Source organism: Vreelandella salicampi, from assembly GCF_013415105.1.
In the GTDB taxonomy this organism is placed as follows: domain Bacteria; phylum Pseudomonadota; class Gammaproteobacteria; order Pseudomonadales; family Halomonadaceae; genus Vreelandella; species Vreelandella salicampi.
This window is the reverse complement of record NZ_JACCDF010000004.1, coordinates 107,198-132,234: the sequence shown is the minus strand read 5'-3', so window position 1 is coordinate 132,234 and position 25,037 is coordinate 107,198. Positions and strand designations below refer to the sequence as shown.

16 protein-coding genes are annotated in these 25,037 nt (G+C 55.8%); 8 read left to right on the top strand and 8 right to left on the bottom strand.

Annotated features, from left to right (window positions below):
* Positions 1-2 precede the first annotated feature (2 nt).
* From HZS81_RS06810 to HZS81_RS06795, 4 genes are all read left to right on the top strand, one after another.
* Positions 3-2,390 carry a pilus assembly PilX family protein gene (locus HZS81_RS06810; protein ID WP_179929807.1) on the top strand — a complete coding sequence of 796 codons (2,388 nt, stop codon included), beginning with the start codon at positions 3-5 and terminating at the stop codon, positions 2,388-2,390.
* 64 nt (positions 2,391-2,454) lie between these two features.
* A complete protein-coding gene (locus tag HZS81_RS06805; protein WP_179929806.1) occupies positions 2,455-3,474 on the top strand; it encodes a tryptophan--tRNA ligase in 1,020 nt (339 codons plus the stop codon).
* A gap of 158 nt (positions 3,475-3,632) precedes the next feature.
* Positions 3,633-5,849 carry a CHASE2 domain-containing protein gene (locus tag HZS81_RS06800; protein ID WP_338401822.1) on the top strand — a complete coding sequence of 739 codons (2,217 nt, stop codon included), beginning with the start codon at positions 3,633-3,635 and terminating at the stop codon, positions 5,847-5,849.
* Positions 5,849-6,856, top strand: coding sequence for a GlcNAc-transferase family protein (locus HZS81_RS06795; protein ID WP_179929804.1), 1,008 nt, complete (start codon positions 5,849-5,851; stop codon positions 6,854-6,856). The genes HZS81_RS06800 and HZS81_RS06795 overlap by 1 nt, the downstream gene beginning before the upstream one ends.
* A gap of 5 nt (positions 6,857-6,861) precedes the next feature.
* Here HZS81_RS06795 and HZS81_RS06790 read toward each other — a convergent pair whose 3' ends face one another.
* From HZS81_RS06790 to HZS81_RS06770, 5 genes are all read right to left on the bottom strand, one after another.
* Positions 6,862-10,614 (bottom strand): FecR family protein, encoded by a 3,753-nt coding sequence (locus HZS81_RS06790; RefSeq protein ID WP_179929803.1) that lies wholly within the window; start codon positions 10,612-10,614, stop codon positions 6,862-6,864.
* Between the two features lie 11 nt (positions 10,615-10,625).
* Positions 10,626-12,035 carry a hypothetical protein gene (locus HZS81_RS06785; RefSeq protein WP_179929802.1) on the bottom strand — a complete coding sequence of 470 codons (1,410 nt, stop codon included), beginning with the start codon at positions 12,033-12,035 and terminating at the stop codon, positions 10,626-10,628.
* Positions 12,036-12,043: 8 nt separating this feature from the next.
* Positions 12,044-12,817, bottom strand: coding sequence for a 3',5'-cyclic-nucleotide phosphodiesterase (locus HZS81_RS06780; protein ID WP_179929801.1), 774 nt, complete (start codon positions 12,815-12,817; stop codon positions 12,044-12,046).
* A 38-nt stretch (positions 12,818-12,855) separates the two neighbouring features.
* A complete protein-coding gene (locus HZS81_RS06775) occupies positions 12,856-14,499 on the bottom strand; it encodes an HD domain-containing phosphohydrolase (RefSeq protein ID WP_179929800.1) in 1,644 nt (547 codons plus the stop codon).
* Between the two features lie 90 nt (positions 14,500-14,589).
* The gene (locus HZS81_RS06770) at positions 14,590-15,225 is read right to left on the bottom strand and encodes a cyclic nucleotide-binding domain-containing protein (protein ID WP_179929799.1); all 636 of its coding nucleotides are present in this window, start codon (positions 15,223-15,225) and stop codon (positions 14,590-14,592) included.
* 224 nt (positions 15,226-15,449) lie between these two features.
* Between HZS81_RS06770 and HZS81_RS06765 the strand changes: the two genes are divergently transcribed.
* Entirely contained in the window at positions 15,450-17,126 is a 1,677-nt protein-coding gene (locus tag HZS81_RS06765) for an NAD-dependent malic enzyme (protein WP_179929798.1), read from the top strand.
* Between the two features lie 98 nt (positions 17,127-17,224).
* Here HZS81_RS06765 and acnA read toward each other — a convergent pair whose 3' ends face one another.
* Positions 17,225-19,981: an aconitate hydratase AcnA gene (gene acnA / locus HZS81_RS06760; protein ID WP_179929797.1), complete on the bottom strand. Its 2,757-nt coding sequence runs from the start codon at positions 19,979-19,981 to the stop codon at positions 17,225-17,227.
* Between the two features lie 280 nt (positions 19,982-20,261).
* On the opposite strand from acnA, the gene trxB reads away from it, so the two are divergent.
* Positions 20,262-21,212 (top strand): thioredoxin-disulfide reductase, encoded by a 951-nt coding sequence (trxB, locus tag HZS81_RS06755; protein ID WP_179929796.1) that lies wholly within the window; start codon positions 20,262-20,264, stop codon positions 21,210-21,212.
* A 23-nt stretch (positions 21,213-21,235) separates the two neighbouring features.
* Here the strand turns inward: trxB and HZS81_RS06750 are convergent, their stop codons facing one another.
* The gene (locus tag HZS81_RS06750; RefSeq protein WP_338401821.1) at positions 21,236-21,748 is read right to left on the bottom strand and encodes a GspH/FimT family pseudopilin; all 513 of its coding nucleotides are present in this window, start codon (positions 21,746-21,748) and stop codon (positions 21,236-21,238) included.
* 146 nt (positions 21,749-21,894) lie between these two features.
* Here HZS81_RS06750 and thiO point away from each other — a divergent pair, with 146 nt between their 5' ends.
* Positions 21,895-22,986, top strand: coding sequence for a glycine oxidase ThiO (thiO, locus tag HZS81_RS06745; RefSeq protein ID WP_179929795.1), 1,092 nt, complete (start codon positions 21,895-21,897; stop codon positions 22,984-22,986).
* Here the strand turns inward: thiO and HZS81_RS06740 are convergent.
* A complete protein-coding gene (locus tag HZS81_RS06740) occupies positions 22,983-23,285 on the bottom strand; it encodes a PP0621 family protein (RefSeq protein ID WP_179929794.1) in 303 nt (100 codons plus the stop codon). The genes thiO and HZS81_RS06740 overlap by 4 nt on opposite strands.
* 116 nt (positions 23,286-23,401) lie before the next feature.
* Here HZS81_RS06740 and HZS81_RS06735 point away from each other — a divergent pair, with 116 nt between their 5' ends.
* Positions 23,402-25,036 carry an NAD+ synthase gene (locus HZS81_RS06735; protein WP_179929793.1) on the top strand — a complete coding sequence of 545 codons (1,635 nt, stop codon included), beginning with the start codon at positions 23,402-23,404 and terminating at the stop codon, positions 25,034-25,036.
* The last annotated feature ends 1 nt before the right edge of the window (position 25,037 follow it).

The window sequence follows — 25,037 nt, the reverse complement described above, 5'->3', positions numbered from 1 at the left end:
TTATGAGACAGCATCAGGAAGGCGCCGCACTCGTTATCGTTCTTGCTCTCCTGACCGGCTCGTTGATGATTGGTGTTTCCGGCATGAACTCAGCGTTGATAGACGAGCGGCTCGCGGGCAATTATCGTGCCTCTGCTCAAGCACAGATGACCTCTGAACGTATATTGTCAACGTTGGCAAGTGATGAAAACCAAGCTGATCGTGAAAAGAGACTTAAAGAGTGTTTGGAAAGAGAGTGTTCGGAATCATTGCGAGGAAATGAGATTGCAGACTTGCTTTATCAAGGCTCTCTCCATGAATTTGTAGACGAACTTATACCTGAAGATTTGAAAAATGATCCTGATGCACAAGATCAGGTTAACGAAATCCGCACTAACTTATTGGAAAGCTTAGTAGTTGATATTGATGCGGATAAAGAAAGTCAAACGGTAAATATTACTGTAAGTGATAAGGGTTTGCGAAATAGTGCTCGGCGAAGCTCCAGTGCAACATATAAGTATAAAGTTTTTAATGGTGGGGGTGAGCAGGGTTATGAAAGGGGGATAGTGGGCTGTGAAGGCATAACTGTTGATAACAGCACAGAATTTAATAGCTTTCATTCGGTGAATGGTATTGGTTTTTATCAAGATTTAAGAAATGCTCCTCTTATAACTCGTAGAGCTGATGCTGATGTGTTTTTTAAGAACAATTCTCGTATATACGGCAATGTTGCCTCGACAAATGATATAATTTTTTCAAGCTCTACTGAAGTAATTGGTAGTGCGTACGTTAATGATAAAATTGAATTTGGAAACTGGTCTTCTGAGGTCAAAGGTAATGTTGTCGCTGAGTCTGTACAAGGTAAACGCCACAATACTGAAGATCATGTTTTAGGTGATTTGATATTACGAAGCGGTGGTTCTGAGTTAAATATATTAGCTGATAGTGAAAGCTGCGATATTTTGGGTGTCAAAAGCCTGTACGATAATTATGTGGCTGAATCTGTGTTGTCATCTTCCGGCGATATATCTTTGACGGGTGGGGCTTCACAGCCAGCCATCTTAGATGCGTCTGGTTTTACAGGTTCTTATTTAGGAAGTAATGTCGAAGTTGAAACGGTTGATAGCGTTAGTTTTGTTCGTATTGATGACTTTACTCTTTCAGGAAGTCGCTCCTTTCAAGTTGGAACGTCTTCTTCGCCTGTCAACTTGGTGATGCTAGTAGAGGGAGATTTTGAAGTCTCGGGTAATACAAAATTTGTAGTGGAAGACGGTAGTCAGCTAACAATTATGGTAAGAGGGAATTTTAATCTAATAGAGAGTAATGATATAGAAAGCAACCAAGATAGTCTGGTTGTAGATGCTCAAGCGGATAGTGTTGAACCTGTTATTAAGCTTGTGTCGTTGTATAATGATACAAGCCAAGGGGACGATGCAGGTGCTGGTGTTAGAATTTCTGGAGACTCAAACTATTACGGCGAAATTTTTGCGCCATTTTCTAATGTAAATATTTTAGGCTCTAGTAACCTTTATGGCGCTATTTATTCAAGAAGCTTGTACGTCGGTACGAGAGGGAATGTATATTACGATGAAGCCTTTGGTCTTCCTGAATTTAATGTTGAAGAGCAAGGTGGCCTTTGGTGTTCTTTCTCTAACCTATCGCCCTTGACGGTTGTACACCCTCTTGCGAGTTTTAAGCCACCATCTAGCAACGCTGCCTTCGATGGCAAGAATCTAGTTCCTGATGTGGCCGTAGCAAACGGCGATGGCAGCGAGGCAGATAATGCTGAAAGGGAAACAGATACAACGCGCGAAGGCGTTTTAGGAGGTGTTTTTGATAATGGCAATGATGCTGAGAAATTTGATGATTTTATACAAAGAATAAGGCAAGCCGCTGATATAGTGGAAGATGGACGTTATGATATAAAAAATCAGGGAAGCCTAGGTGGAAAAAACAATCCATTCGGTACACCTGATGATAAAAAAATAACATTTATAAACGGTAATTTGTCAGGTAACAACTTAACCGGGGCGGGAATCTTGGTTGTGAATGGTAATGCCAGTATAAAGGGCAACCCTGCTTATGAGGGGTTAATGATTGTGCTTGGCGATTATTATCAGAGCGGTGGTGGTGGAGATAACTTTATAGGTGCTTTGTTAGTGGCGCCTTACAGTAATGGTGATGAGTTTACTTCTGCTAACATTGAGTTTAAAGGGGGCGGGGGTAACGACTTTATCCATGATGCTGAAGTACTAAAAGATGCCTTTGACTTGCTTGATGATGATTCAAAAAATGCTTGGCAGAATGACTGCAGTGATTCAAAAGAAGATGACGATGACGGAGGTGACGAGGATGAAGGTGATTCTTCTGGTGATGAGGAGCGCGTTTGGGAACTGATTGATTGGCGCTAAGCGGTTCGCCATCATGAAACGGTGGCGTTATGATAGCGCTTATTTCCCTTGAGCTTAGGTACTTATGCAGCAGTCCAAAACCCGCGTTCTCACCGGCATTACCACCTCCGGCACCCCTCACCTTGGCAACTACGTCGGCGCGATCAAGCCGGCGATTGAGGCAAGCCAAGACCCTAGCGTGCAGTCGTTCTACTTTATGGCCGACTACCACGCGTTGATCAAATGCCAAGACCCCAAACAGGTGCAGCAGTCGCGCCTGGAGATCGCCGCGACCTGGCTGGCGCTGGGGCTGGATACCGATAACGCCATCTTCTACCGCCAATCGGATATTCGCGAAATCCCCGAGCTCACTTGGATGCTCTCTTGCGTTTGCGCCAAGGGACTAATGAACCGCGCCCACGCCTACAAGGCTGCCGTGGCGGAGAACGAAGAAGCGGGCAATCAAGACCCGGATAAAGGCATCACCATGGGGCTTTTCGGCTACCCGGTGTTGATGGCCGCTGATATTCTCATGTTTAACGCCAACAAAGTGCCGGTGGGTCGCGATCAGATCCAGCACATTGAGATGGCGCGCGATATTGCCGGGCGATTCAACCACCTCTACAAGGGGCAGTACTTCACCCTGCCGGAGGCGGTGGTGGACGAGAAGGTTGAAGTGCTACGCGGTTTGGACGGGCGCAAAATGTCCAAGAGCTACCACAACACCATCCCGCTGTTTGTCTCCGAGAAGAAGCTGCAAAAGCTAGTGCGCAAGATCAAAACCAATTCGCTGGAACCCGGCGAGCCGAAAGACCCGGATACTTGCACGCTGTTCCAGATCTATTCCGCTTTTGCCTCTCTCGATGAAACCGAGGCCATGCGCGTGCAGTACGCCGACGGCATTGGCTGGGGCGAGGCGAAAAAACAAGTGTTTGAATACCTCAACGCCCACCTTGCCGAACCCCGTGAGCGCTACAACGCGCTGATGGAAGACCCGGGCCATATTGAAGCTGTGCTGCAAAAAGGCGCCGAACGCGCCCGCGAAGAAGCGACGGAGACGATGGAAAAACTGCGTAATGCCGTAGGCCTTGGGCGGTTTATTTAACGCGCCCCCATTCGTCCTGAGCCTGTCGAAGGGCGTCTGGCAGCGATGCTTCGGCCTTCGACAAGCTCTCCTCGGCAGGCCCGGGCTAATTAAGGCGTTTTCGTTTTAACGCACCGTGCATGCTAGTTTGTCATTACATTGGTAACGAGGCCCTTGGCGTGGCGACAGACTCTTCTCAACAGCACCCTTCGCAAAAGAGCCGCTATTGGCGCTGGCTACAATACATCGGTGGTGCGCTGATTGTGCTCTTGTTGCTGGCGGAAAGAGTGGGGTGGGTGCCACTGCCCATTCTGGAACGCCTGGAGTGGCAAGCGTATGACCTGAAAGTGCGCGGCACGCTTAGTGAGCAGGCCGACCCATCATTGGCGATTATCGATATCGATGAGCGCAGCCTGTACGAAATAGGCCAGTGGCCATGGCCACGCGCTACCGTGGCGGAGCTGGTGGAAACGCTATTCACCGAGTACGACGCCGGGCTTTTGGGCATTGATGTGGTGTTTGCCGAGCCGGAGACCGCGCTTTGGCAGCAACACTGGGAAGAGCTTGCCCGCGAACACCCCCAATTAAACGATTTGGCGCCGCCGGCTAACGGTGACGAGCAGTTGGCGGATACCTTGGCGGACTACCCGGTGGTGCTAGGGTACTACTTCCAGGCGTCGCGCCAACCGAGCGACCCGCCTTCGGTTGGGAAGTTGCCCATGCCTGCCAGGGTTGAAGAGTCTACGCCGCTCCCTTTCCCCACGCCAGAACGCTTTACCGCTAACCTGCCCGTATTGCAGCAAAATGCATTGAGTGCAGGCTACTTTGATAATCCACGTGTGGATGCCGACGGTGTGTTTCGCCGTGTCCCCATGCTGCAGCGATGGGAAGGCGAGCTGTACCCCAATTTGCCCCTGGCGATGCTACTGACCATGCTGGGGCAGCCATCAATCACCCCAATGATTGGCGAAGGTGCTGGTGTCTCTCAGTTGGAAGCGTTGGATGTCGGCGGCTTCGAAGTCCCGGTTGATGCACGAGGGGCGGCGCTGGTGCCTTGGTACGGCCCGCGTGGGCACTTCGATTACTATTCAGCGGCCGATGTCTTGGAAGGGCGCCTTGAGCCGGGCGCGCTGGCGGGGAAAACGCTGATTCTGGGTGCCTCCGCCCCGGGGCTGATGGATCTACGCTCAACGCCCGTCGGGGCGGTTTACCCTGGGCCGGAGATTAACTTGAGCCTGCTGGCGGGGATGCTGCATCAGAGCATCAAAGCCCAGCCACCCTGGGTGCTGGGCTTTGAGCTGGTGAGCTTGGGGTCGCTTGGGCTTCTTATGGTGTTGCTGTATCCCCACTTAAATGCGCCGCTTTTGCTCGTGGTGAGTGGCGTACTGCTTGCAACAGCGGTAGGCGGTAATCTTTGGGCGTGGTTCCAGGGGCTGGCGTTGCCTATTGCAGGGTTATTGCTGCTGCTGGTGGCGCAGATGCTATGGCACTTGGCGATGAACTTTCTGCGTGAAACGCAGCAGAAACGCTGGGTCGCCGACCGCTTCGGCCAGTACATTCCGCCCCAGCTGGTGGAGGATATGGTCGAAAGCGGCGAAAGCTTTGGTCTGGAAGGGGAAGAGCGCGAGCTCACCGTGCTGTTCTCCGACGTGCGCGGCTTTACCGCGTTTTCTGAGTCGATCCCGCCATCGGAGCTTACCGAGGTGATGAACCGGCTGTTGACGCCGCTGACCGGCGCCATTCATCAGCACAATGGCACCATCGATAAGTACATGGGGGATGCCATCATGGCGTTCTGGGGCGCGCCGCTGCACGACGAGCAACACGCGGATCACGCCCTTGAAGGCGCCTTCGCGATGCTAGCGGCCCTGGAAGACATCAACCGCGAGTTTACCGCCGAAGGCAAGCCCGCGCTGGCGATGGGCGTTGGCCTCAACACCGGGCCGATGAGCGTGGGTAACATGGGCTCAAGCTTTCGCATGGCGTATACGGTGATGGGCGATAACGTCAATCTCGGCTCGCGCCTGGAAGGGCTGACGAAAGCCTATGGCGTGAGCGTGATCGTCAGCGACACCACCACCGAGCAAGCGCCCGGGTGGTGCTATCGCCGCCTCGATAAAGTACGCGTGAAAGGGCGCAGCACGCCGCTATGGATTTTAGAGCCGATTAGCCGCTGGGAATCGCTTACCCAGTCTCAGCGCGAATGGCACACCGCCTTCGAGCAGGCGATGGATCTTTATCATGCAGCGGATTTCGAATCCGCCGAGCGTGCCTTTAAGGCGCTACCCGACCAGGACGATGCTCCCACGCAGATGTACCTTGAACGGATTGAGCTGTTCAAAGCAGACCCACCCCCGTCCGATTGGGACGGGGTATGGACGCATACGGAGAAGTGATGCCTCATGATACGCAAACGTCAACAAAACCTCGCTTTTTTGTCAGCATTGCTGCTTTTTGCGACCCCTGGTTGCGCTTTACGTTAAAGAGTCTTTTTGAGTCGGCGCATCACCCAGAGCGTATCGTCGCCGGTGTCGTGGATCAAAGTTTTGATAGCCAGCAAGCTTGGGTGGAACAACAGGCGTATGCGGATCAAATTCGTTATCTGCATGTGAATCCACTGCACTCGCGCGGAGTGTGTTGGGCGCGTCACTTGGCACAAACGCTTTTCGATGATGAAACTTACTACTTGCAAATTGATTCGCACACTTGGCTTGATCCGGGGTGGGATACGGCCCTAGAGCAGCAGTTTGAGATGCTGACACGTCTGAGTCACAAGCCAATTTTAAGCATCTATCCTCCGCCGTTTGAGTTTGATGAACAAAGCCAGCCGTTTAAGAAGCTACGCGACATACCGCGGCTCGGTATTTTTGCGTTCAAAAACGCGGATACGTTTACCGCTGACCAACCCTTGTTAAAAGCCAAAGTTGCCTACCAGGCATTACCCGACCAACACTATGACTACGTGGCGCGCGGAGGCTATATAGCCGGTGGTTTCCTGCTAACGCTGGGACGCTTTGTTCACGAAGTGCCTTACGACGCTAACTTTTACTTTCATGGAGAAGAACAGGCGCTAGCGCTGCGGGCATTCACCCATGGCTGGGATATATTTCACGGGCGTTATGACAGGGTGCCGCTGTCCCATTTGTACAAGCAGCCTAAGCACGTCTATGCGTCACATCATTGGCGCCAAGACTTAGAAGCCCGGCGCACCGTCAGTTTTCAGCAGCGCCGCCAAAGCGCATTACAGCGGCTGCGGTCGTTGATTCAAGGCGTGCTACCTGAACCGTATGGTTTAGGCAGCACGCGCACCTTGGCCGATTACGCCGAGCTTAGTGGCGTTGATTACCGCACAGGCATTGTCATCGAGAAACCTCAAGCACCTACCATCAGAGTTCGTGCCTAGCATAATTAGTCGCGCTCAAAAAGACCTGTTCCACTATAGCTACTCGAATCTCCCCAGGCTTCGATCAGACTCATGATGGCGGCGGCGTCTTCGCCGATATATTTGCCGTTGAATGTACCGCCATCAAAGCAACCACTATCACCACATACAACTTCGTCCAGCGAAATATTATCGAGCGAGAAGTTTTCAGATAACTTGTTACCGCTCAACTTCCCGAAGCCATCCAATAGAATCTCAACGCTTACACCGGCGTCGTTGGATAGCTCAATAGAGCTGTCGCTTAGGATAGGGATAATCTCGCCGCCGTCATTTGGCACCAGGCCTGTACCGTCGACCCAATTAAATGTCACGTTCGTTGTTAATTGGTTGCTTAAAGCGATAAGGACTGAATCACTCAACGTTAAGCTAGAGTCCGAGATATCATTGGAAGTAGCAATGAAAGCGATAGAAGCCGGAATGGGGGCAGTGAAGCCTGTATTGCTAGGGATTTCTGTACCGCTTCCCCAATACCCCCAGACGATTTCACCGTTACCGAAAGCGTATGACCCTTGATCCGAAGGCGAGATATTTTGTTGATAAAGATCATTAATATAATCGCTGCCTCCGTAACTAAGTAAACTGTTTTGGAGGGTAGGCTCAAAGTTAATCCACTGTTCAGGTGCTGGCTCGCGCCCGAAGCCTAGGCTGCCGTAAGCGCTGCGATCACCGCCGTCGATCTCGACGTAGAGGTTGCCGATCACGCCGTCGACCTCGCCAGTGCCGGTACCGTCATCCGTGCCGGTAAAGCGCGAGGAGAAGTGACCGCCGCTGACGGGGGTGACGCCTGGGGGGATGGAGCCGCCGCCTTGGCCAAACGTCAAGCGCTGCGCGCCGCTTCCGTCATCATAAAAGAAGTTCTCCAGCCACTCGCTGGACTGTGCCAGGTAGACCGTGCCGGTTTCATCGACCAGATAGAACTGAGCTTGGGCATGCAGGGGGGTGATCGTATCACGCGTTTGGTAAGCGAGAGAGAACGTTGAGTCATCGCGCACCGTTAGCGAGCCGTCATTAACAGTGAGCTCGCCGGGGGTGACGAGTGAAAAATCAACGCGGTTGCCAGGTGCAAAAGGCGTATCTGGGTCGAGATTGGCTAGCTGCTCAATTAACGTAGTGGCCTCGGTGGTTGTCATGTTGTCCACGTCGAGTACCTGATTGCTGCCGACATAATGGAGATCGCCCACGTTGCCCAGCGGGGTTAAAAGCTCCGTGCCGTCTGTGCTTAAGCGCGCGATGTCCTCGCTGGCCCAACGGCCCCAGTAGATCGCGGTGGCGCTACCTGAAGTTGCCTCGCGATCCCCAAGCGAGATCACCTGGAAGTTGGCTGGCTCGGCGCCGGCCTGGGTCTGCAAGCGTGCCTCATCGAGGGTGGCTGAGCGCAGTTTGTCGTTCCAGCGGGTGGCATCGGGAGATACCGCTTGCTCACCGTTTTCGCCGGTGGTGAGCAAGAGCTGGCCCGTGCCGCCAAGAAAGCCAGCGTCGCTGCCGCTCACGCCCTGGGTCAGCATGGCGTCAGTGTTTTCGAAGCCGAGCTGCTGGGCAGGGGGAAGCGTTTGCAGCTCACCACGGCTAAAGCCGAGGCTGCCGTAGGCGCTGGTGTAGTTATCACCGGTGGCAACTTCAACGTAGAGGTTGCCAATGGCGCCTGTCGCACTCTCTTGGCCGACAAAACGTCCGCCGAAATTGCCGGTCGTGATGTCGGTGCCGGTGAGCATAATATTGCTCCGGCTTCCGTTTTCATCAGCGACGGCAAACTCTGTCAGTGCTAGCTGACCGCTGGCGTGGTAGCGCGGCAGCTCGTCTTCTGGTGCATCAATTTCAGGTGACAGGTAAAAGTCGGCACGAATAAAGAGGGCGCCATCTTCTGCGCTGATAGTGAGCTGAGAAGTTTCGGTATCGAGCAGTAGCGGCTGGCCATTGGTGCTTAGCCCGGTGCTGGCAGCGATGTCAAATGGGATCGTGGAGTTTGCCAGCGCATCTGGTGATGCAAACAGCGCCGAGAGCTGCTCTTCACTGATATTACTTAACACGGCGTTACTTGCGATGTAATGAAGGTCACCTTCAAGTGGGCTTAACGTTCCTTCCTCTTCATCAACAAGACGCAAGTCACTTGCCGCCCAGCGACCCCAGTAAAGGCTAACATTTTCCACTTCACTTAACGCTACCCTGTCAGCCAGTTCTGGGGTGGCATTTTTTGCGCTATGGATCGCTTGAGAGCTGCGGTTAATTCCCGTCAAGGCTGCCCCATTGTCTTCCCGCCAGCGTGTAGCGTTAGCGGAGATGCCAGACAGGTTGCTGTCGTTGCGATCCAGAGCAACGGCGACAAAGCTTGTGGTGAAGTCATCTCCTAAAACATTGTTCCCAGATGTATCGCGCCCGCGCAGTGCATCTAGGTTATTGAAGCCGAGCTGTTCTTCGATACGCGCATTGAGCACTTGTTCTTCCGTTGGCTCTTCCGTGGGTTCCTGAGTGGGCTCCTCGGTTGGTTCTTCTGTGGGTTCCTGAGTGGGCTCCTCGGTTGGTTCCTCGGTGGGTTCCTGAGTGGGCTCCTCGGTCGGTTCTTCCGTGGGTTCCTGGGTGGGCTCCTCGGTCGGTTCTTCCGTGGGTTCCTGGGTGGGCTCCTCGGTCGGTTCTTCCGTGGGTTCCTGAGTGGGCTCCTCGGTCGGTTCTTCTGTGGGTTCCTGAGTGGGCTCTTCGGTCGGTTCTTCCGTGGGTTCTGGTGTGGGCGCTTCAGTCGCCTCTTCTGCGGCTTGGTTTTCGCTGATTGTATTTTGTACTGCACCATCGTCTTCTACGGATGTGAGTTCAGCATTTTCAAAAAAAGTCCCTTCTGTGGAGGTGTTTGAACTAGGAGTCGGGGAGGCCGTTGGAGGGGCAGAAGTGGCTTGGTTATTGGGGGGCGTGCCTGCCTCATCCGTGGTTTCTGTCGCGCCATCGTTGGTACTTGCTTCGCTTTGGGACGTTTCTGTCTCGTCATCGCTGCCTTGGGAAGTACCTGCTTCACTTTGGGATGTTTCTGCTGACGCGTCTTCGTCGCTATCATCTTCGCCGCCTTGCGGCATGTTTTCATCAAGTTGCTCAAAGATGTTTACGCCGTCAGGCAACAACCGGGGTGCGTCATTAGCTGATGGCGTGAAAAAAACTTGGCCGGGGCGTATGAGGGTTTCGCCCGCATCCGTTGACATGGCGACCATGCCGCTTTCAACGTAGAGGTAACTGCCCGTGCCGACGCCGGGTAGCGCGTCGCTCCCGCCTTCGGGTACGTGCAGCATTTGAAAGCTGGTGCCGCGGATCCCCATGGTGGCAACGGGCGTACTGTGCGAGACATTTTCTGGCGCGTTGCGGCCGATGGCGCCGGTAATCGCGCGCAGGCCGCCGCGGAGCAGCTCACCGCTTTGTTCCGAATCTTCCGGTGAGTCTTCGTCGAGTTCGTAGCGCTCAAGGGTGTAGCTACTGCCCGGGCGAATGGCCTTGGTGCCGCCGTCGCTGTAGCGCAGCTGCAGCGTGCTGGCTTGCGCTGTGTGAAACGTATCGCCGGCGAAGAAGTCCGCGCCGCGCTCGGCGGGAATGCGTTCGCCGTCGCGCTCGATAGAGGCGTCGCCATGAACAAACATTACCCGCCCGGCCGGTGTGTCGGCAAAGGAGGGAAGGGGTAGCAGCGCCAGGCTACCCAAGCTTAGCGAGGTGAAGCGAGCCAGTGGGCGCTTGTGAAAACAGACCATAACAATCCCCATTAGAAAAGGTAGCGAAGCCCTAACTGTGTTTGAAAGCGCTGCGTGTCAAAGAACTCGATCGAGGAGAGGCGGCGTTCAGCATCGGCACTGGCTTCCACTAGCCAGTCGCTATTGAGCTGGTAAAGCCATGCCAGCCGCGCTTGCCAAATGCGGTCGCGACGCTCAGTGGGAGCAAAGTCGTTGTAGAGCGCGAAGCCGTCGTTTTGATAGGTGCGGACTCGGTGGTTGAGATCGGCGCGAATCAGATGTTGGTCATTAATTGGGTAATCCAAGCCGGCGCCAAGGCGCACTTGAATAAGGTCACCGCCGTCGCGACTTTCATCCGCCCATTCATGTTCGAGTTGCGCGCTTAAACGGGTGCGAAAATCAGAATGGTTGGTATTCCATTGAACGCCAATGCGGCCTGCATTGTAGTCATTGTTGGAAGCGCTAAAGCGGTTATGCTGCGCGCCGAGCTGCCAGGTGAGTTCGCTGTCTAAGCCGATGGGCTGGCGTAGATCGGCGGCGGTGCCCCAGCGGGTGAGCAAGCGGCTTTGCTGTTGACCACTCCACCCCTGTAGCGCCGAGCCGCGCAGCGTCAACACGCGTTGCGCTTCTAAATCACGCTGATAGCCCACTTGGGCTTGGGCGAGGGTGAGATCGTAATCTTGCGCTGCTTCTTCGGTATAGCGTTGCGCTTGGCCGGTGGTGCTAATACGCCAGCGGGACTGTTCATCGATAGGGAAAACACCCTGGTAGCTGCCTTGTAGCCGCTGATAGGTACTGGCGTCGCTGCTGAATACCCGTTCGTCAAATTGCGATGGGTCGCCATTGGGTTCAAGGCCCATCTCGATAAGCTCGTCAAACACTTGGCGTAAATCAGGCTGCAGCGGGTCGATGGCGATTTCGTCAGGAAACCGCTGCGGATTGCTGTCATAGCCGAGATCCACCCCTAAGCGGGCTTGGTGTTGCGGGCTGCTTTCCGCTTGACGGCGCTGCTCAATCACCGCTTGAAACCGGGCAATGGCCTCTTGTGCTTCGGGCGGTGGCGAAAGCGCTTGCAGCTGTTCGATTTCACGCTCGGCAGCGCGGCGCTGGTCAAGGTGTAGTAACGCGGCAACCCGCTCCATGCGGGCGCCAGCGTGGTTGGGTTGGCGTAAAATCGCGCGGTCCAACGCAATCAGCGCGTGACTGGGCTCACCCGCGCGAAGGGCGGCCACGCCCAACCAGTAATCAAACTCAGGGGCGCCGCTGTGTTCTATTTCAAGCGCTTGCAGTTGCTCGTAGGCGGCCTGGTTATCGTCTTGGGCGAGGGCTTGTTGGGCACTTTCGAGTTCAGCTTGGTAACCCCAGGCAGAGGACGCGAGCGTCGCGCTCAAAAGCGTGCCAAAAAGGCAGCAGTAAGAGAGTCGGGAGACGTTAAACGGCATTGGGTTCCTCATGATGGCAGTTCCCAGCGCAGCGTAGAGGGAAGCTGTTGGCGTAGCTCCATGGCAATAGTGTCACGCTGTTTGGGCTTCAAGTGCGTGATCCATAATTCTTCCGGCAGTGTATCCAGGCTATCGAGTAGTACGGTGAGACGTTGCGGTGTCAGGTGGTGTGCGACTTCTGCCAGCGCATCCAGGTGGTTGCTAAAGGCACATTCGATAACCAAACGATCGAGCGCGCCTAAGCGGTTAAGCGATGAAATGGTTGTCTCGCTCAGACCGGTATCGCCGCTGATGGCGACCTGGGTGGTGCCATCGCTAATACGGTAGCCACAGGTGGGGACGCCGTGAGTGACAGGAAACGGTGTCGCTTGAAGCGTTCTATTCGACTCCCCAGATAACGTAAATGGTTGCCAAAACGTGATAGGCACAAAGCGAAGTACGGGTGTGTCCGCTGAGGGAAGACGGGTGAAATCAGGCCAAATATGCCCGTTGAATATATGCGTTTGAAGTATTTCAAGCACTTCCGGCAGCGCATAGACGCTTAAGGCGCGCTGTTGTTCGGCAAGGGCTTCAAACTGCGTATCGACGAGAAGCGGGAGGCTTGCGATATGGTCAAGATGCGCGTGCGTCAGCAAAATGCTGTTCAGTGACGACAGCGCTGCGTCACTAAGCCGTGAAGCCCCTGTGCCTGCATCGACAAGCGTATGGGGCGGCAGGTGAAAAGCGCTGGTGCCTTGCTGTGGTTCTAGGCCGCCGCTTGCGCCAAGGGGGAGTATTTGCATAGCGTTGTTAGTATCTTTGCGAAAAGTGAATCGTAGACCTAGGCGGATAATGTGTCGTATAACCCCGGTAGCGAAGCGGTATCCACCGTATCAAATTGGTCATCGGCAAGGTGCTGGCGGGCGTAATCGAGATACACGCCTTCCTCGACAAACACGGCGAATAAATCCGGGTCCAAATGGTTGTCTTCGACCATGCGCCCCATGATGGTCAGCGCTTGAGAGAGCTTCATCGGCGCTTTGTAAGGCCTATCCGGCGCAGTGAGCGCTTCGAAAACGTCGGCAATGCCCATCATGCGTGCCGGCAGCGACAGCTGTTCACGGGTTAAGCCATTGGGGTAGCCGGTGCCGTCCATGCGTTCGTGATGGCCGCCTGCGTATTCGGGCACACGCTGTAAATGCTTCGGGAACGGTAGCTCGCCAAGCATATCGAGCGTGGCGGTCATATGCCCTTCAATGATTTTGCGCTCGTCGTGATTTAGCGTGCCGCGGCGGATGCACAGGTTTTCGAGCTCTTCGTCGGTTAATAGTGGCTTTTGATGGCCTTCGGCGTCTTCCCATGTCTCTTGCGCAATAGCGTGAAGTCGCTCGATATCGTCATCTTGCATGAACTCGCCGCCTGAATTGGAGCGGCGCACTAGGTTGAGAGAGGCTTGAAGGGCTTGCTGATCGGCCGCGAAAGCATCGTGTTTTGTATCACTCAGTGGCTGACCGTTTCGGGAGGCATCGAGCTCGGCGCGCAGCTGCGCGGCGTTAAGCGCTTGTTGCTTGGCCGCGAAGCGCGCCTCAATCATAGGCAGGCGGTCAAACAGCCCTTCAAGCTTGGTCGACTTCTCCATGACATGGTGCGGGGTGACGACTTTTCCGCAGTCGTGCAGCCAGGCGGCGGTTTTGAGTTCGTAGCGGTCGTCGTTCGTCAGCGTGAAGTTGGCCACTTCCGGGCGCCTTGAGCGGTGCGTCGCCTCAGCGAGCAACAATGTAGCGTCAGGGACGCGGCGGCAGTGGGCGCCGGTGTGAGCGGACTTGGCATCGATGGCGGTGGCGATAACGCGGGTAAAACTGTCGAACAGCGCCTGCATTTCCGCAATCAAGCGTTGGTTAGTGATGGCAACGGCGGCCTGCGAGGCAAGCGATTCGGCGATATGTTGATCCGCCTGGCTGAAGGTGCCTTCGATACCGTCGGCGGTACGCTTATTTAAAAGCTGCAGCACCGCCACCGTATCGCCCTCGTGGTTGTGCATGGGCACGGTGAGAAACGCCCGCGAGCGATACCCCGTCGCCTGGTCGAATTTGCGTGTGCCGGAGAAATCGAAGCCTTCCGCCGTGTAAGCGTCTTCGATATTGACGGTGCAGTCGTTTAACACCGTATACGCCACCACCAAATGTTGATTGGGTGAGCCGTCGTTTTGATACAACTCAATTGTGGGGAACTGATCGCCTACTGGCTCGCTGAGCCCCCCGAGGCGAATGCCTAGCGTATCGTTTTGCACGATGGCGAACGAGAGTTGCTGTTTTGCAGCGTCGACGGTGTAGAGCGTGCCTGCGTCTGCTTGGGTTAATTCACGGGCACTGGTAAGAATACGCTCAAGCAAGGCGTCATGGTTACGCTCGGAGGAAAGGGCAATGCCGATCTCGTTGAGTTGACGAATACGGGTAATGTCGTCGTCGCAAGCCGCTTGACTCATAGGGCACCTGATAGCACTTATTTTTATTCAGCATATAAGCTGAATCGAGTTAATGCCTGGAATACTACCAACGTTAGGCCGTTTTTTGGATCAACGGGCGAGCTTATTTGCCATATCCATACCAATAGCGCCTTGCAGGGCGTATTTCATGTCGGGGTCGCGCAAGTACAAGCGCTCAAGGGTATGAGCGGGCCAGACTAAATAGCGCACTGGCTCTTCGGCAACCACGTCGGCACTGGTGAGCTTGTGACTGATAAAACTCATCTCACCGGCAAAATCTCCCGGGTAGAGGTTGGCACGTTGCTGCTGGTTGATTTCAACCTGAGCATGGCCCGATAAAATAAGCAGCAGCGCATTTAGCTCTTGGCCTTTTTCGATAAGCAGTTCGCCTTTTTCGATCTCATGCGTTTCGGCGAGCCGGAGGAGACGACGCATTTTTCGGGGCTTCAGCAAGCGCAACGTGGTTTGCTGTAACCACGTTTCCTGCTCAGTGAGCTTAATGGGGCGCCGCTGGAGCAGTAGCGCGGTTAAGTTAAACGCATTGATGACGATAAAAGCGACCTGCCACACCATGGCAGAGTAGAGAGGCGACGCTTGAAAATAGAAATAAGGCAGCGTGCTGCTTGCTGCAAGAATCGTAATGGCGCGCAAATACGCCATGTCACGGACCATATAGGCTAAGCAAAACAATATATTGGCAAAGAAAAACAGCGCTACTGTGAGCACATCACCCCCATCGCGCTATGCACGTTGGTAAAAGATTGAAAATGTATAAGTACGTAGAAAATATAAAGTATGAGTAATCTAATGTTACAAGAAAGGGTCGCAAAGTCCTCTCAACAGGTAAAGAGTTTGCCTTAGGGCCGTGTTACATTATGGCTATGCTAACGTAAGTGCTTGGTTTTATTGCACCGCAGCAGCCATCTGAGATAAAAAAGCGGAGAGTGCCCATGACCCACGAAAAACGTCCCCTGTATATTCCTTATGCTGGCCCGTCGCTGTTGGAAATGCCGCTGCTCAACAAAGGCAGCGCGTTTTCCCAGCAGGAGCGTCTGGAGTTTAATTTGATTGGGCTCTTGCCGCAAAAGGTCGAGACCATTGAGGATCAGCTAGCGCGTGCGTATCGCCAGTATCAGCAGTGCCATAGCGATCTTGAGCGCCATATCCACCTGCGCGCGATTCAGGATGACAACGAAACGCTCTACTTCCGCTTGGTTTCTCAGCACTTGGAAGAAATGCTGCCGATTATTTATACCCCCACCGTGGGCAAGGCGTGCCAAGAATTCTCCAATATTTACCGCAATCACCGGGGGCTTTTCATCGGCTACCCGGATCGCGAGTACATGGACGACATTTTGCGCAGTGCCACCAAAGACAACGTCAAGGTCATCGTGGTCACCGATGGCGAACGTATTTTGGGTCTGGGAGACCAGGGCATCGGTGGCATGGGCATCCCGATTGGTAAGCTTGCGCTGTATACCGCCTGTGGGGGGATTAGCCCGGCCTACACGCTGCCCATCATGCTGGACGTGGGCACCAACAACCAGTCGCTTTTGGATGACCCCATGTATATGGGCTGGCGCCACGAGCGGGTTAGTCAGGAAGAGTATGACGCTTTCATGGACGACTTTGTGGCCGCGGTAAAACGCCGTTGGCCGAACGTGTTGCTGCAGTTTGAAGACTTCGCCCAAGCCAATGCGGTCCCGCTGTTAGAGCGCTATCGCGACGAGCTTTGTTGCTTCAACGATGACGTGCAGGGGACGGCATCCGTTGTGGTTGGCACCTTGATGGCGGCTTGCCAGGCGCGGGAAGAGACCATCGCGGATCAGCGTGTGGTGTTTGTCGGCGGTGGGTCAGCCGGTTGTGGCATCGCCGAGCAAGCAGTGGTATCGATGATGGCGGAAGGCTTAAGCGAAGCCGAGGCGCGCGCGCGCATCTTTATGGTCGATCGCGAGGGGTTGATGACCTCGGATCAAACATGGCAGCGCGATTTCCAGCGCCGCTTAGCCCACGACGCGACGTTGGTAAAAGACTGGAACGGCCAGGCCTTGGAAGAGACCATCGCGCAAGTGAAGCCGACCGTGCTGATCGGCGTGTGCGGTCAGCAAGGGATTTTTACCGAAGACGTTATCCGCACCATGCACGCTGGCTGTGAACACCCGGTCATTATGCCGCTCTCCAACCCCACGTCTCGCGCCGAAGCGGTGCCGGAGGATGTCATCCGTTGGACGGACGGCAAGGCGCTGGTGGCAACCGGTAGCCCCTTCGCGCCGGTGGTGCATAACGGGCGCTCCTACCCTATCGCGCAGTGTAATAACGCCTACATCTTCCCCGGCATTGGGCTTGGCGTGCTCGCCGCTAATGCCTCGCGAGTGACCGATGAAATGCTGATGAGTGCCTCTCGGGCGCTAGCGCGCGAAGCACCGCTGGTGAAAGAAGGTAAAGGCGCCTTGTTACCGCCACTTTCGCGCATTAATGAGATCAGCACGTCCATCGCCTTTGAGGTCGCCGCTCAGGCGCAGCAAAACGGCGTTGCACTAAAAACGAATGGTACCAAGCTGCGCGAGGCTATCGAGCGCAACTGTTGGTCGCCGGAGTACCGCCTTTACCGCCGCCGCGCGTTTTAATCTCAAAGGTGTGTATAAAAAGTGTTTACAAAAAAAGAGCGCAAAAAAAGCCCCCACCGTAGTGGGGGCTGCAAGCATTGGATCGGTCGGTTACCCGACTAGGCTGCGCCAATCATCTTGCGCAGCACATAATGAAGGATACCACCATGACGGTAGTACGCCAGCTCATTAACGGTATCGATTCGGCATTTGGCGTCGAGATCGTGCACTTCGCCGTCAGCTTTCAAGATTCTGACTTTGACGTTGCCGCCCGGGCTTAGCTCGGAAAGCCCTTCAATCGAGACTTCTTCATCGCCGGTTAAACCGAGCGTTTGACGGCTTTCGCCCTCAGGGAACTGCAGCGGTACCACGCCCATGCCGATCAGGTTGGAGCGGTGAATACGCTCGAACGATTCGGCGAGGACCGCACGCACGCCGAGAAGTCGCGTGCCTTTGGCCGCCCAATCGCGCGAGGAGCCAGTGCCGTATTCTTTGCCAGCAATGACGACGAGCGGCTTGCCTTCCTCTTTGTACTTCATCGCCGCGTCGTAGATCGCCATTTGCTCGCCGCTTGGCACGTGGCGGGTTTCGCCGCCGATCACGCCGTCGAGCATTTCGTTTTTGATCCGCACGTTAGCGAAAGTGCCGCGCATCATCACTTCGTGGTTCCCGCGACGCGAGCCGTAGGAGTTGAAATCGACCGGCTTGACGCCTTTCTCCTGAAGGTAGCGCCCGGCCGGGCTGTCGGGCTTGATGGCGCCGGCCGGCGAGATATGGTCGGTGGTCACCGAGTCGCCCAGCATCGCTAGCACACGCGCATTTTTCACGTCTTCGATGGCGTCGGGCTCACGTTCCATGCCTTCAAAAAACGGCGGGTGTTGGATGTAGGTCGATTCCGGCCACTGGTAGACCTTGCTCTGCGGCACATCAATGGATTTCCAGATATCGTCCCCTTCAAATACCTCGCCGTACTCCTTGCGGAACATCTCAGTATTTACCTGCTCTACGGCTTCGGCAATTTCCGCTTGCGACGGCCAAACGTCTTTCAGATATACCGGGTTGCCATCGCTATCTTGGCCCAGCGCGTCTTGGGTGAGGTCGCACTGCACGTTGCCAGCGAGCGCATAGGCAACCACCAGGGGCGGTGAAGCGAGCCAGTTGGTCTTCACCAGCGGGTGAACGCGGCCTTCAAAGTTACGGTTACCCGAGAGCACGGAGGCAACGGTCAAATCGCCATCCGAGACGGCTTTCTCGATTTCTTCCGGTAACGGGCCGGAGTTACCGATGCACGTGGTGCAGCCGTAGCCGACGAGATTAAACCCGAGCGCGTCTAAATCGTCGTTCAGGTTAGCGGCTTTAAGGTAGTCGGTTACCACCTTGGAGCCTGGCGCGAGCGAAGTTTTGACCCATGGTTTGGTCGTTAAGCCTTTCTTGCGGGCATTTCGAGCCACAAGACCGGCCGCCATCATCACACTGGGGTTGGAGGTGTTGGTGCAAGAGGTGATTGCCGCAATCACCACTGCGCCCGGGTTGAGCTTGAAATCCTGGTCTTTGAAATTGACGTTTTGGCTGTCGTCGTGATCAAAGCTACGTTCAACGCCCACGGCGGTTTGGCCGCCTTCAGAGGCGAGCTTATCCGGCGATGACTGAGGGGCGAGCGCTTTACCGTCGTCTTTCATGACTTGGGCGAAGGCCGTTGGCATGTCTTTCAGCTCGACACGGTCCTGCGGACGTTTCGGACCGGCAAGGCTGGCTTCGACCTCGTTCATATCCAGGTGAAGCGAGTCGGTGAAGACCGGCTCGTCACCCGGTTCGCGCCATAGGCCTTGGGTCTTGCTGTAAGCTTCCACCAGCGCAACCTGCTCGTCGTCGCGGCCGGTTAAACGCATGTAGTTGAGCGTTTCATCGTCAACCGGGAAGAAACCACAGGTGGCGCCGTATTCGGGTGCCATGTTGGCGATGGTGGCGCGGTCGGCCAGCGGCAGATCTTTCAGGCCGTCGCCGTAAAACTCAACGAACTTACCGACCACGCCCTTTTTGCGCAGCATTTCGGTGACCGTCAATACCAGGTCGGTGGCGGTGATGCCTTCGCGAAGCTTACCGGTAAGCTTAAAGCCGACCACTTCAGGAATCAGCATGGAGACCGGCTGGCCGAGCATGGCGGCTTCCGCTTCGATACCGCCAACGCCCCAGCCGAGCACGCCCAAACCGTTGATCATGGTGGTGTGGGAGTCGGTGCCGACGAGCGTGTCGGGGTAGGCAAAGGTCTTGCCGTCTTCCTGTTTCGTCCACACCGTTTGGCCAAGATACTCCAGGTTGACCTGGTGACAGATACCGGTGCCGGGCGGGACTACGCGGAAGTTATCAAACGCTTCCTGTCCCCAGCGCAGAAATTCGTAGCGCTCGCGGTTACGCTGCATTTCGATATCGACGTTATCCTGAAACGCTGCGGCGTTGCCGAAGTTATCCACCATTACCGAGTGGTCGATAACCAAATCCACCGGTGAGAGCGGATTGATGCGCGATGGGTCTTCGCCGAGCTTGGCAACGGCGGCGCGCATAGAGGCAAGGTCCACCACACCGGGTACACCGGTAAAATCTTGCATCAGCACGCGAGCCGGGCGGTAGCCGATCTCGCGGCTCGATTTGCCTTCCTTCTGCCAATCGACCAGCGCTTGCATGTCTTCAACATCGACGCTTTCGTCATCGGCGAAGCGTAGCTGGTTTTCGAGTAGCGTTTTGAGGGTCTTGGGCAGGCGGTCGATGTTGCCTAGCGCGCTGGCGGCGTGAGGAAGGCTGTAGTAGTGATAGGTCTGGCTACCCACCTCGAGAGTCTGTAGCGACTCGGTTTGTAGCGATTCGGGACTCTTGCTCATAGGTTTCTCCTTTTCAGCGATACAGCTTAGCAGCCGTTTCGCAGAGCGACGATCTGTGTCTTCTTTACGGTTTGTTCTTTTAATGCCTCAACAATCGTTTTCTCAATACACTAATAGCACATGGGTGTGTGGATAAATGATTTCAAGGCAATATTCGCCTAATCGCTAAGATAAACCCTTGTAATCGCACTGAGCTGGTACCATTTATTAACGCAAATTTCTTCTGATCGCCCTGAGCTTATTGAAGGGCGATCACATTTCATCTCATCAAGGTGCTTGCATGGAAACACGTCACGAACGCTTGATCATTCTCGGCTCCGGCCCCGCCGGTTATACGGCCGCCGTTTACGCCGCGCGCGCCAACCTCAACCCGTTGCTGATTACCGGTATCCAGGCGGGTGGTCAGCTCACCACCACTACTGACGTGGATAACTGGCCGGGGGATGCCGAGGGCGTGCAAGGGCCTGAGTTAATGGAGCGGATGAAACAGCATGCTGAGCGTTTTAACACCGAGGTGCTGTTTGATCATATTCACGAGGTCACGCTAGGCGAAAAACCTTTCACCCTGAAAGGCGATAGCGGCACCTATACCTGCGATGCGCTGATTATCGCCACCGGTGCCAGCGCGCGTTATCTCGGCCTCGAGTCCGAGCAAAAATTTATGGGCCAAGGCGTGTCGGCTTGTGCGACCTGCGATGGTTTTTTCTACCGCCAACAGGAAGTGATCGTGGTGGGCGGCGGCAATACCGCCGTGGAAGAGGCACTGTATCTGTCCAATATCGCCTCCAAGGTGACGTTGGTACACCGCCGCGATACGCTGCGTGCGGAGAAAATCCTTCAGGATAAGCTGTTTGAGAAAGTGGAAAGCGGCAATATGGCCGTTGAATGGTTCCAAGAAGTCGACGAGGTGCTGGGTGATAACACCGGCGTGACCGGGGTGCGGCTGAAGTCGACCCAAGACGGCAGCAGCAAAGAGTTGCACGCGCCGGGGCTTTTCATCGCCATTGGCCACAGCCCGAATACGGGTATGTTCGAAGGACAGCTGGAAATGGGCGGCGGCTATATCAAGGTGAAATCGGGCCTTGACGGCAACGCCACGGCGACTAGCGTTCCGGGTGTGTTTGCCGCCGGTGATGTGATGGATCACGTTTACCGCCAAGCGATTACCTCCGCTGGCAGCGGCTGCATGGCCGCACTCGATGCCGAGCGGTATCTCGATGGGCTGAGCTAGGCGCGCCGTCACCCATAAAGTGCTCACGACGAGGAGCAGTCATAGGGCTGCTCCTTGGTTCGTAAACGGCCAAGTTGGCTAAGTACGAGCTCACTTCCCCTCTCAGCCTTGTCCGGGCAAACAAAAAAGCGTCCATTATAGCCGCTGCTATGCCCTAGCGGCGTGAATTTGATGCGCTTCCAATTCCTGCTATAGGCGATTTTGGCCCTTTGCGTCGCTGGAAAAACTCGCACGATATCATCGGTATCGAAGTTTTCCTGTTTATCTCCCGCGACCACAAGAATCGGGCCACTCCATTGGTTAATACACGCTTCTCGCTCAGCGTCCGTCGGGCAGACCGTGACCTCCACGCGCTGCGTAATTGCGGTATTGCGCGCAAACGCTAGCGTGCTCTGTAGCTGATTGACGGCTGCACTTTGGGCATTGCGTTCGCCAAAGGCGATAAAGCTGGGCGTGGCTAACGTGGCCATGATGCCCATTAGCAATATGACGACCAACAACTCCAGCAGGGTAAATCCTCGGGATGGGGATTTCACAGGAAAGCCTCCCTGGCCGTGATGAATGCCGCTTGACCCGCTCGGCTGCGCGGTTATGCTCAAGGTCGGCGGCCAGGCGGTGGTGTTCTACCCATCAAGCTAGACGGTGCTGGCCAAAGTTCTGTAAGCCAAAACGGACAAAACGTGTGAGCGATTTCTTAATTATTGGTGGCGGGGTCATCGGTATGATGACCGCGCTGCAGTTGGCGGATGCCGGTCAACGGGTGACGCTGGTGGAACGTGGTGAGTGCGGGCAAGAGGCTTCCTGGGCCGGCGGTGGCATTGTGTCGCCGCTTTATCCGTGGCGCTACGCCACGCCAATTTCACAGCTGTCGCGCTGGTCAGAAGGCGCTTACCCCACGCTTTCTCTTCGCTTGTGGGAAGAGACGGGCATTGACCCGGAGTATCGCCAGAAGGGTCTTTTGTACCTCAACGTCGACGACGAGGCGAAAGCCCTTGCTTGGGCACGCACGATGGGTAAGCCACTTAAGCGCGTCGATAGCGACTTCGTGGCCGAGAAGGAGCCGCAAGCAGCGCCCAGCGAACGAGCTCTATGGATGCCGACCCTCGGCAGTATCCGCAATCCGCGCTTAGCGCAGGCGCTGAAAGCGCGCTTGAGTGCGATGCCTGAGGTTACGCTGCGTGAGGGGCGCGAAGTACAGCGCTTTATTCGCCAAGGCAGCACGATCACCGGCGTCGAAACCGCCCAAGGTCCGCTACACGGTGAGCGCGTGATCGTCTGCGGCGGCGCCTGGGTGGCGGGGCTTCTGGCGACGTTGGAGGTAGCACTGCCGGTTAGGCCCATCAAAGGACAGATGATTGCCTTTCAAACGCCGCCGGGGCTGGTCAGCCGGGTGATATTAAAAGACGGGCGCTACGTGATTCCCCGCGCCGATGGTCTGGTACTGGCCGGCTCAACGCTGGAAGATATCGGCTTTGATAAAACCACCGACGCCGAGGCGCTGGCGCTGCTGAAGCAGAGCGCGGAAGCCATTGTGCCCGCCTTGGCAGGTTACCCGGTGGCGCACCACTGGGCCGGGCTGCGCCCCGGATCGCCCGATGGCACGCCGTTTATCGGCGCGGTGCCGGGTTGGGAGCGGCTCTACGTCAACGCGGGGCATTTCCGCAATGGTTTGGTGTTGGCGCCGGCCTCCACGCACTTGCTGGTGGATCAACTACTGGGGCGCGAGGCGTTGATTGACCCGGTGCCGTACCGTCTGGAAGGGCGCTTGGCCTAGTCGCGTTTATCAGGGTCCTCATGCTGATGTTGGGTCGGTGCTTCTTCGCGCTGTTCTTGGAGAAAGCGGTCGCGGTGGGCGCTTGAGCAGAACCACTGCTGTTGTTCGCGCAGGGCGTCTTGTTCCGGCACGTGAACGTTGCACCATTGGCAGCGCACCATCTGGCCGCCATCGCGGCGTTCGGGGTTTTGCTCCAGCGTTTCGCGGTCAAGTTTCCATTCGCGGTACATGCCGTAAAGTTTGAGGCCGGCAAAAAACAGCACGGCGAAAATGATTAAACGAATGATCAACAGGTTCATCCTTTAAAACTCCCAGGGGTGTCAGTGCGACCTTTGCCAGCCGCTTGCCCTTGCGGGACAATGGGGCGAGTAAAGCGTCACTGCGATTTCACGATTCTCAAGAGATTTGAACGCCCATGCAAGACTTAACGCTGGTCATGGCCCAACTCGACCCCCTGGTGGGGGATATTCCCGGCAACGCCGCCCGCGCGATTGAAGCGGTGCGCGAAGCGCGCATCGAGCATGGCGCCGATATTGTTGTCTTCCCTGAGCTGTTTCTTTCTGGCTACCCGCCAGAGGATTTACTGCTACGCCCGTCGATGGAGACGCGTTTGCGCGAAGCCCGTGCGACGATGGCGGAAAAAGTCGCCCGCGATGTGCTGGTGATTATCGGTTACCCCGGGGTGCGCGAAGGGCGCTGTTATAACCTCGCCGGTGTGTTGTATAACGGCCGGTGGGAGGCGGAGTACGCCAAGCACGCGCTGCCTAACTACCAAGTCTTCGATGAGCAGCGCTACTTCACGCCGGGCACTGAGCCGCTGGTTTACGAGCACAAGGGCGCGAAGCTGGGGATTTTGATTTGTGAAGATCTGTGGGACGGCGAGCCGGTCCGTTCTACCTGCAAGGCGGGGGCCGAGGTGCTGGTTAGCCTTCACGCCTCACCCTATCATCACGACAAACCCGCCGAGCGGCTGCGCCTATTGGAGGCGCGTGCCTTAGATGTGGGAAAACCGATTATCTACGTCAACACCATTGGCGGCCAGGACGAGCTGGTGTTTGACGGCGGCTCGTGCTGCGTGGATGCTCAGGGCGAACTCAGCGTGCTGGCGCCGTATTGGCAGGCGGGGTTGATGCCGGTGCAATTGCGCCAGCAAAGCGCTTCGGCCTGGGTGCCAGAGCCCGGCGAGATTGAGCCTGAGGTTGAGCCGGAGGAGAGCCTTTACTGCGCGCTGGTGACGGGCCTTAGGGATTACGTCAATAAAAGCGGCTTTAAAGGCGTGGTGCTCGGGCTTTCCGGCGGGATCGATTCGGCCCTGTCGCTGGCGATTGCGGTCGATGCTCTTGGCCCGCAGCGCGTGCAAGCGGTGATGATGCCTTATCACTACACCGCCGATATTTCCAAACAGGATGCCGCCGAACAGGCCAAAATGCTCGGGGTCGAGTACGAGATCATGCCCATCGAGCCGATGGTTGAAGCCTTTATGAGCACGTTGGCAGAAAGCTTTGCCGGCACCGAGCGCGACACCACCGAGGAAAACCTGCAGTCACGATGCCGCGGCGTGCTGCTGATGGCCATCTCCAACAAGAAGGGCCTGATGGTGCTGACCACCGGTAACAAAAGTGAGATGGCCGTCGGCTATGCCACGCTCTACGGCGATATGGTTGGCGGCTACAACGCCATTAAAGACGTGTATAAAACCTGGGTATACCGGTTGGCTCGCTGGCGTAATAGCGAGTCGCCTGCCATCCCCGAACGCGTGATCGAGCGCCCGCCGAGCGCCGAGTTGGCGCCTGGTCAGCAGGATAGTGACTCGCTGCCCGACTACGACACGCTGGATGCCATCCTGGTGCGCTATATCGAGGGCGATATGAGCGCGGAAGCGATGATCGACGCGGGCTTTAAGCGCGACGACGTGTATCAGATCGTCAAGCTGGTTGATCGTTGCGAGTACAAACGTCGCCAGGCGCCGGTTGGCGTGCGCGTCACCCCGCGTGGCTTTGGGCGTGATCGCCGCTACCCCATCGTCAACGGCTGGCAGCCCGGCGAATAGC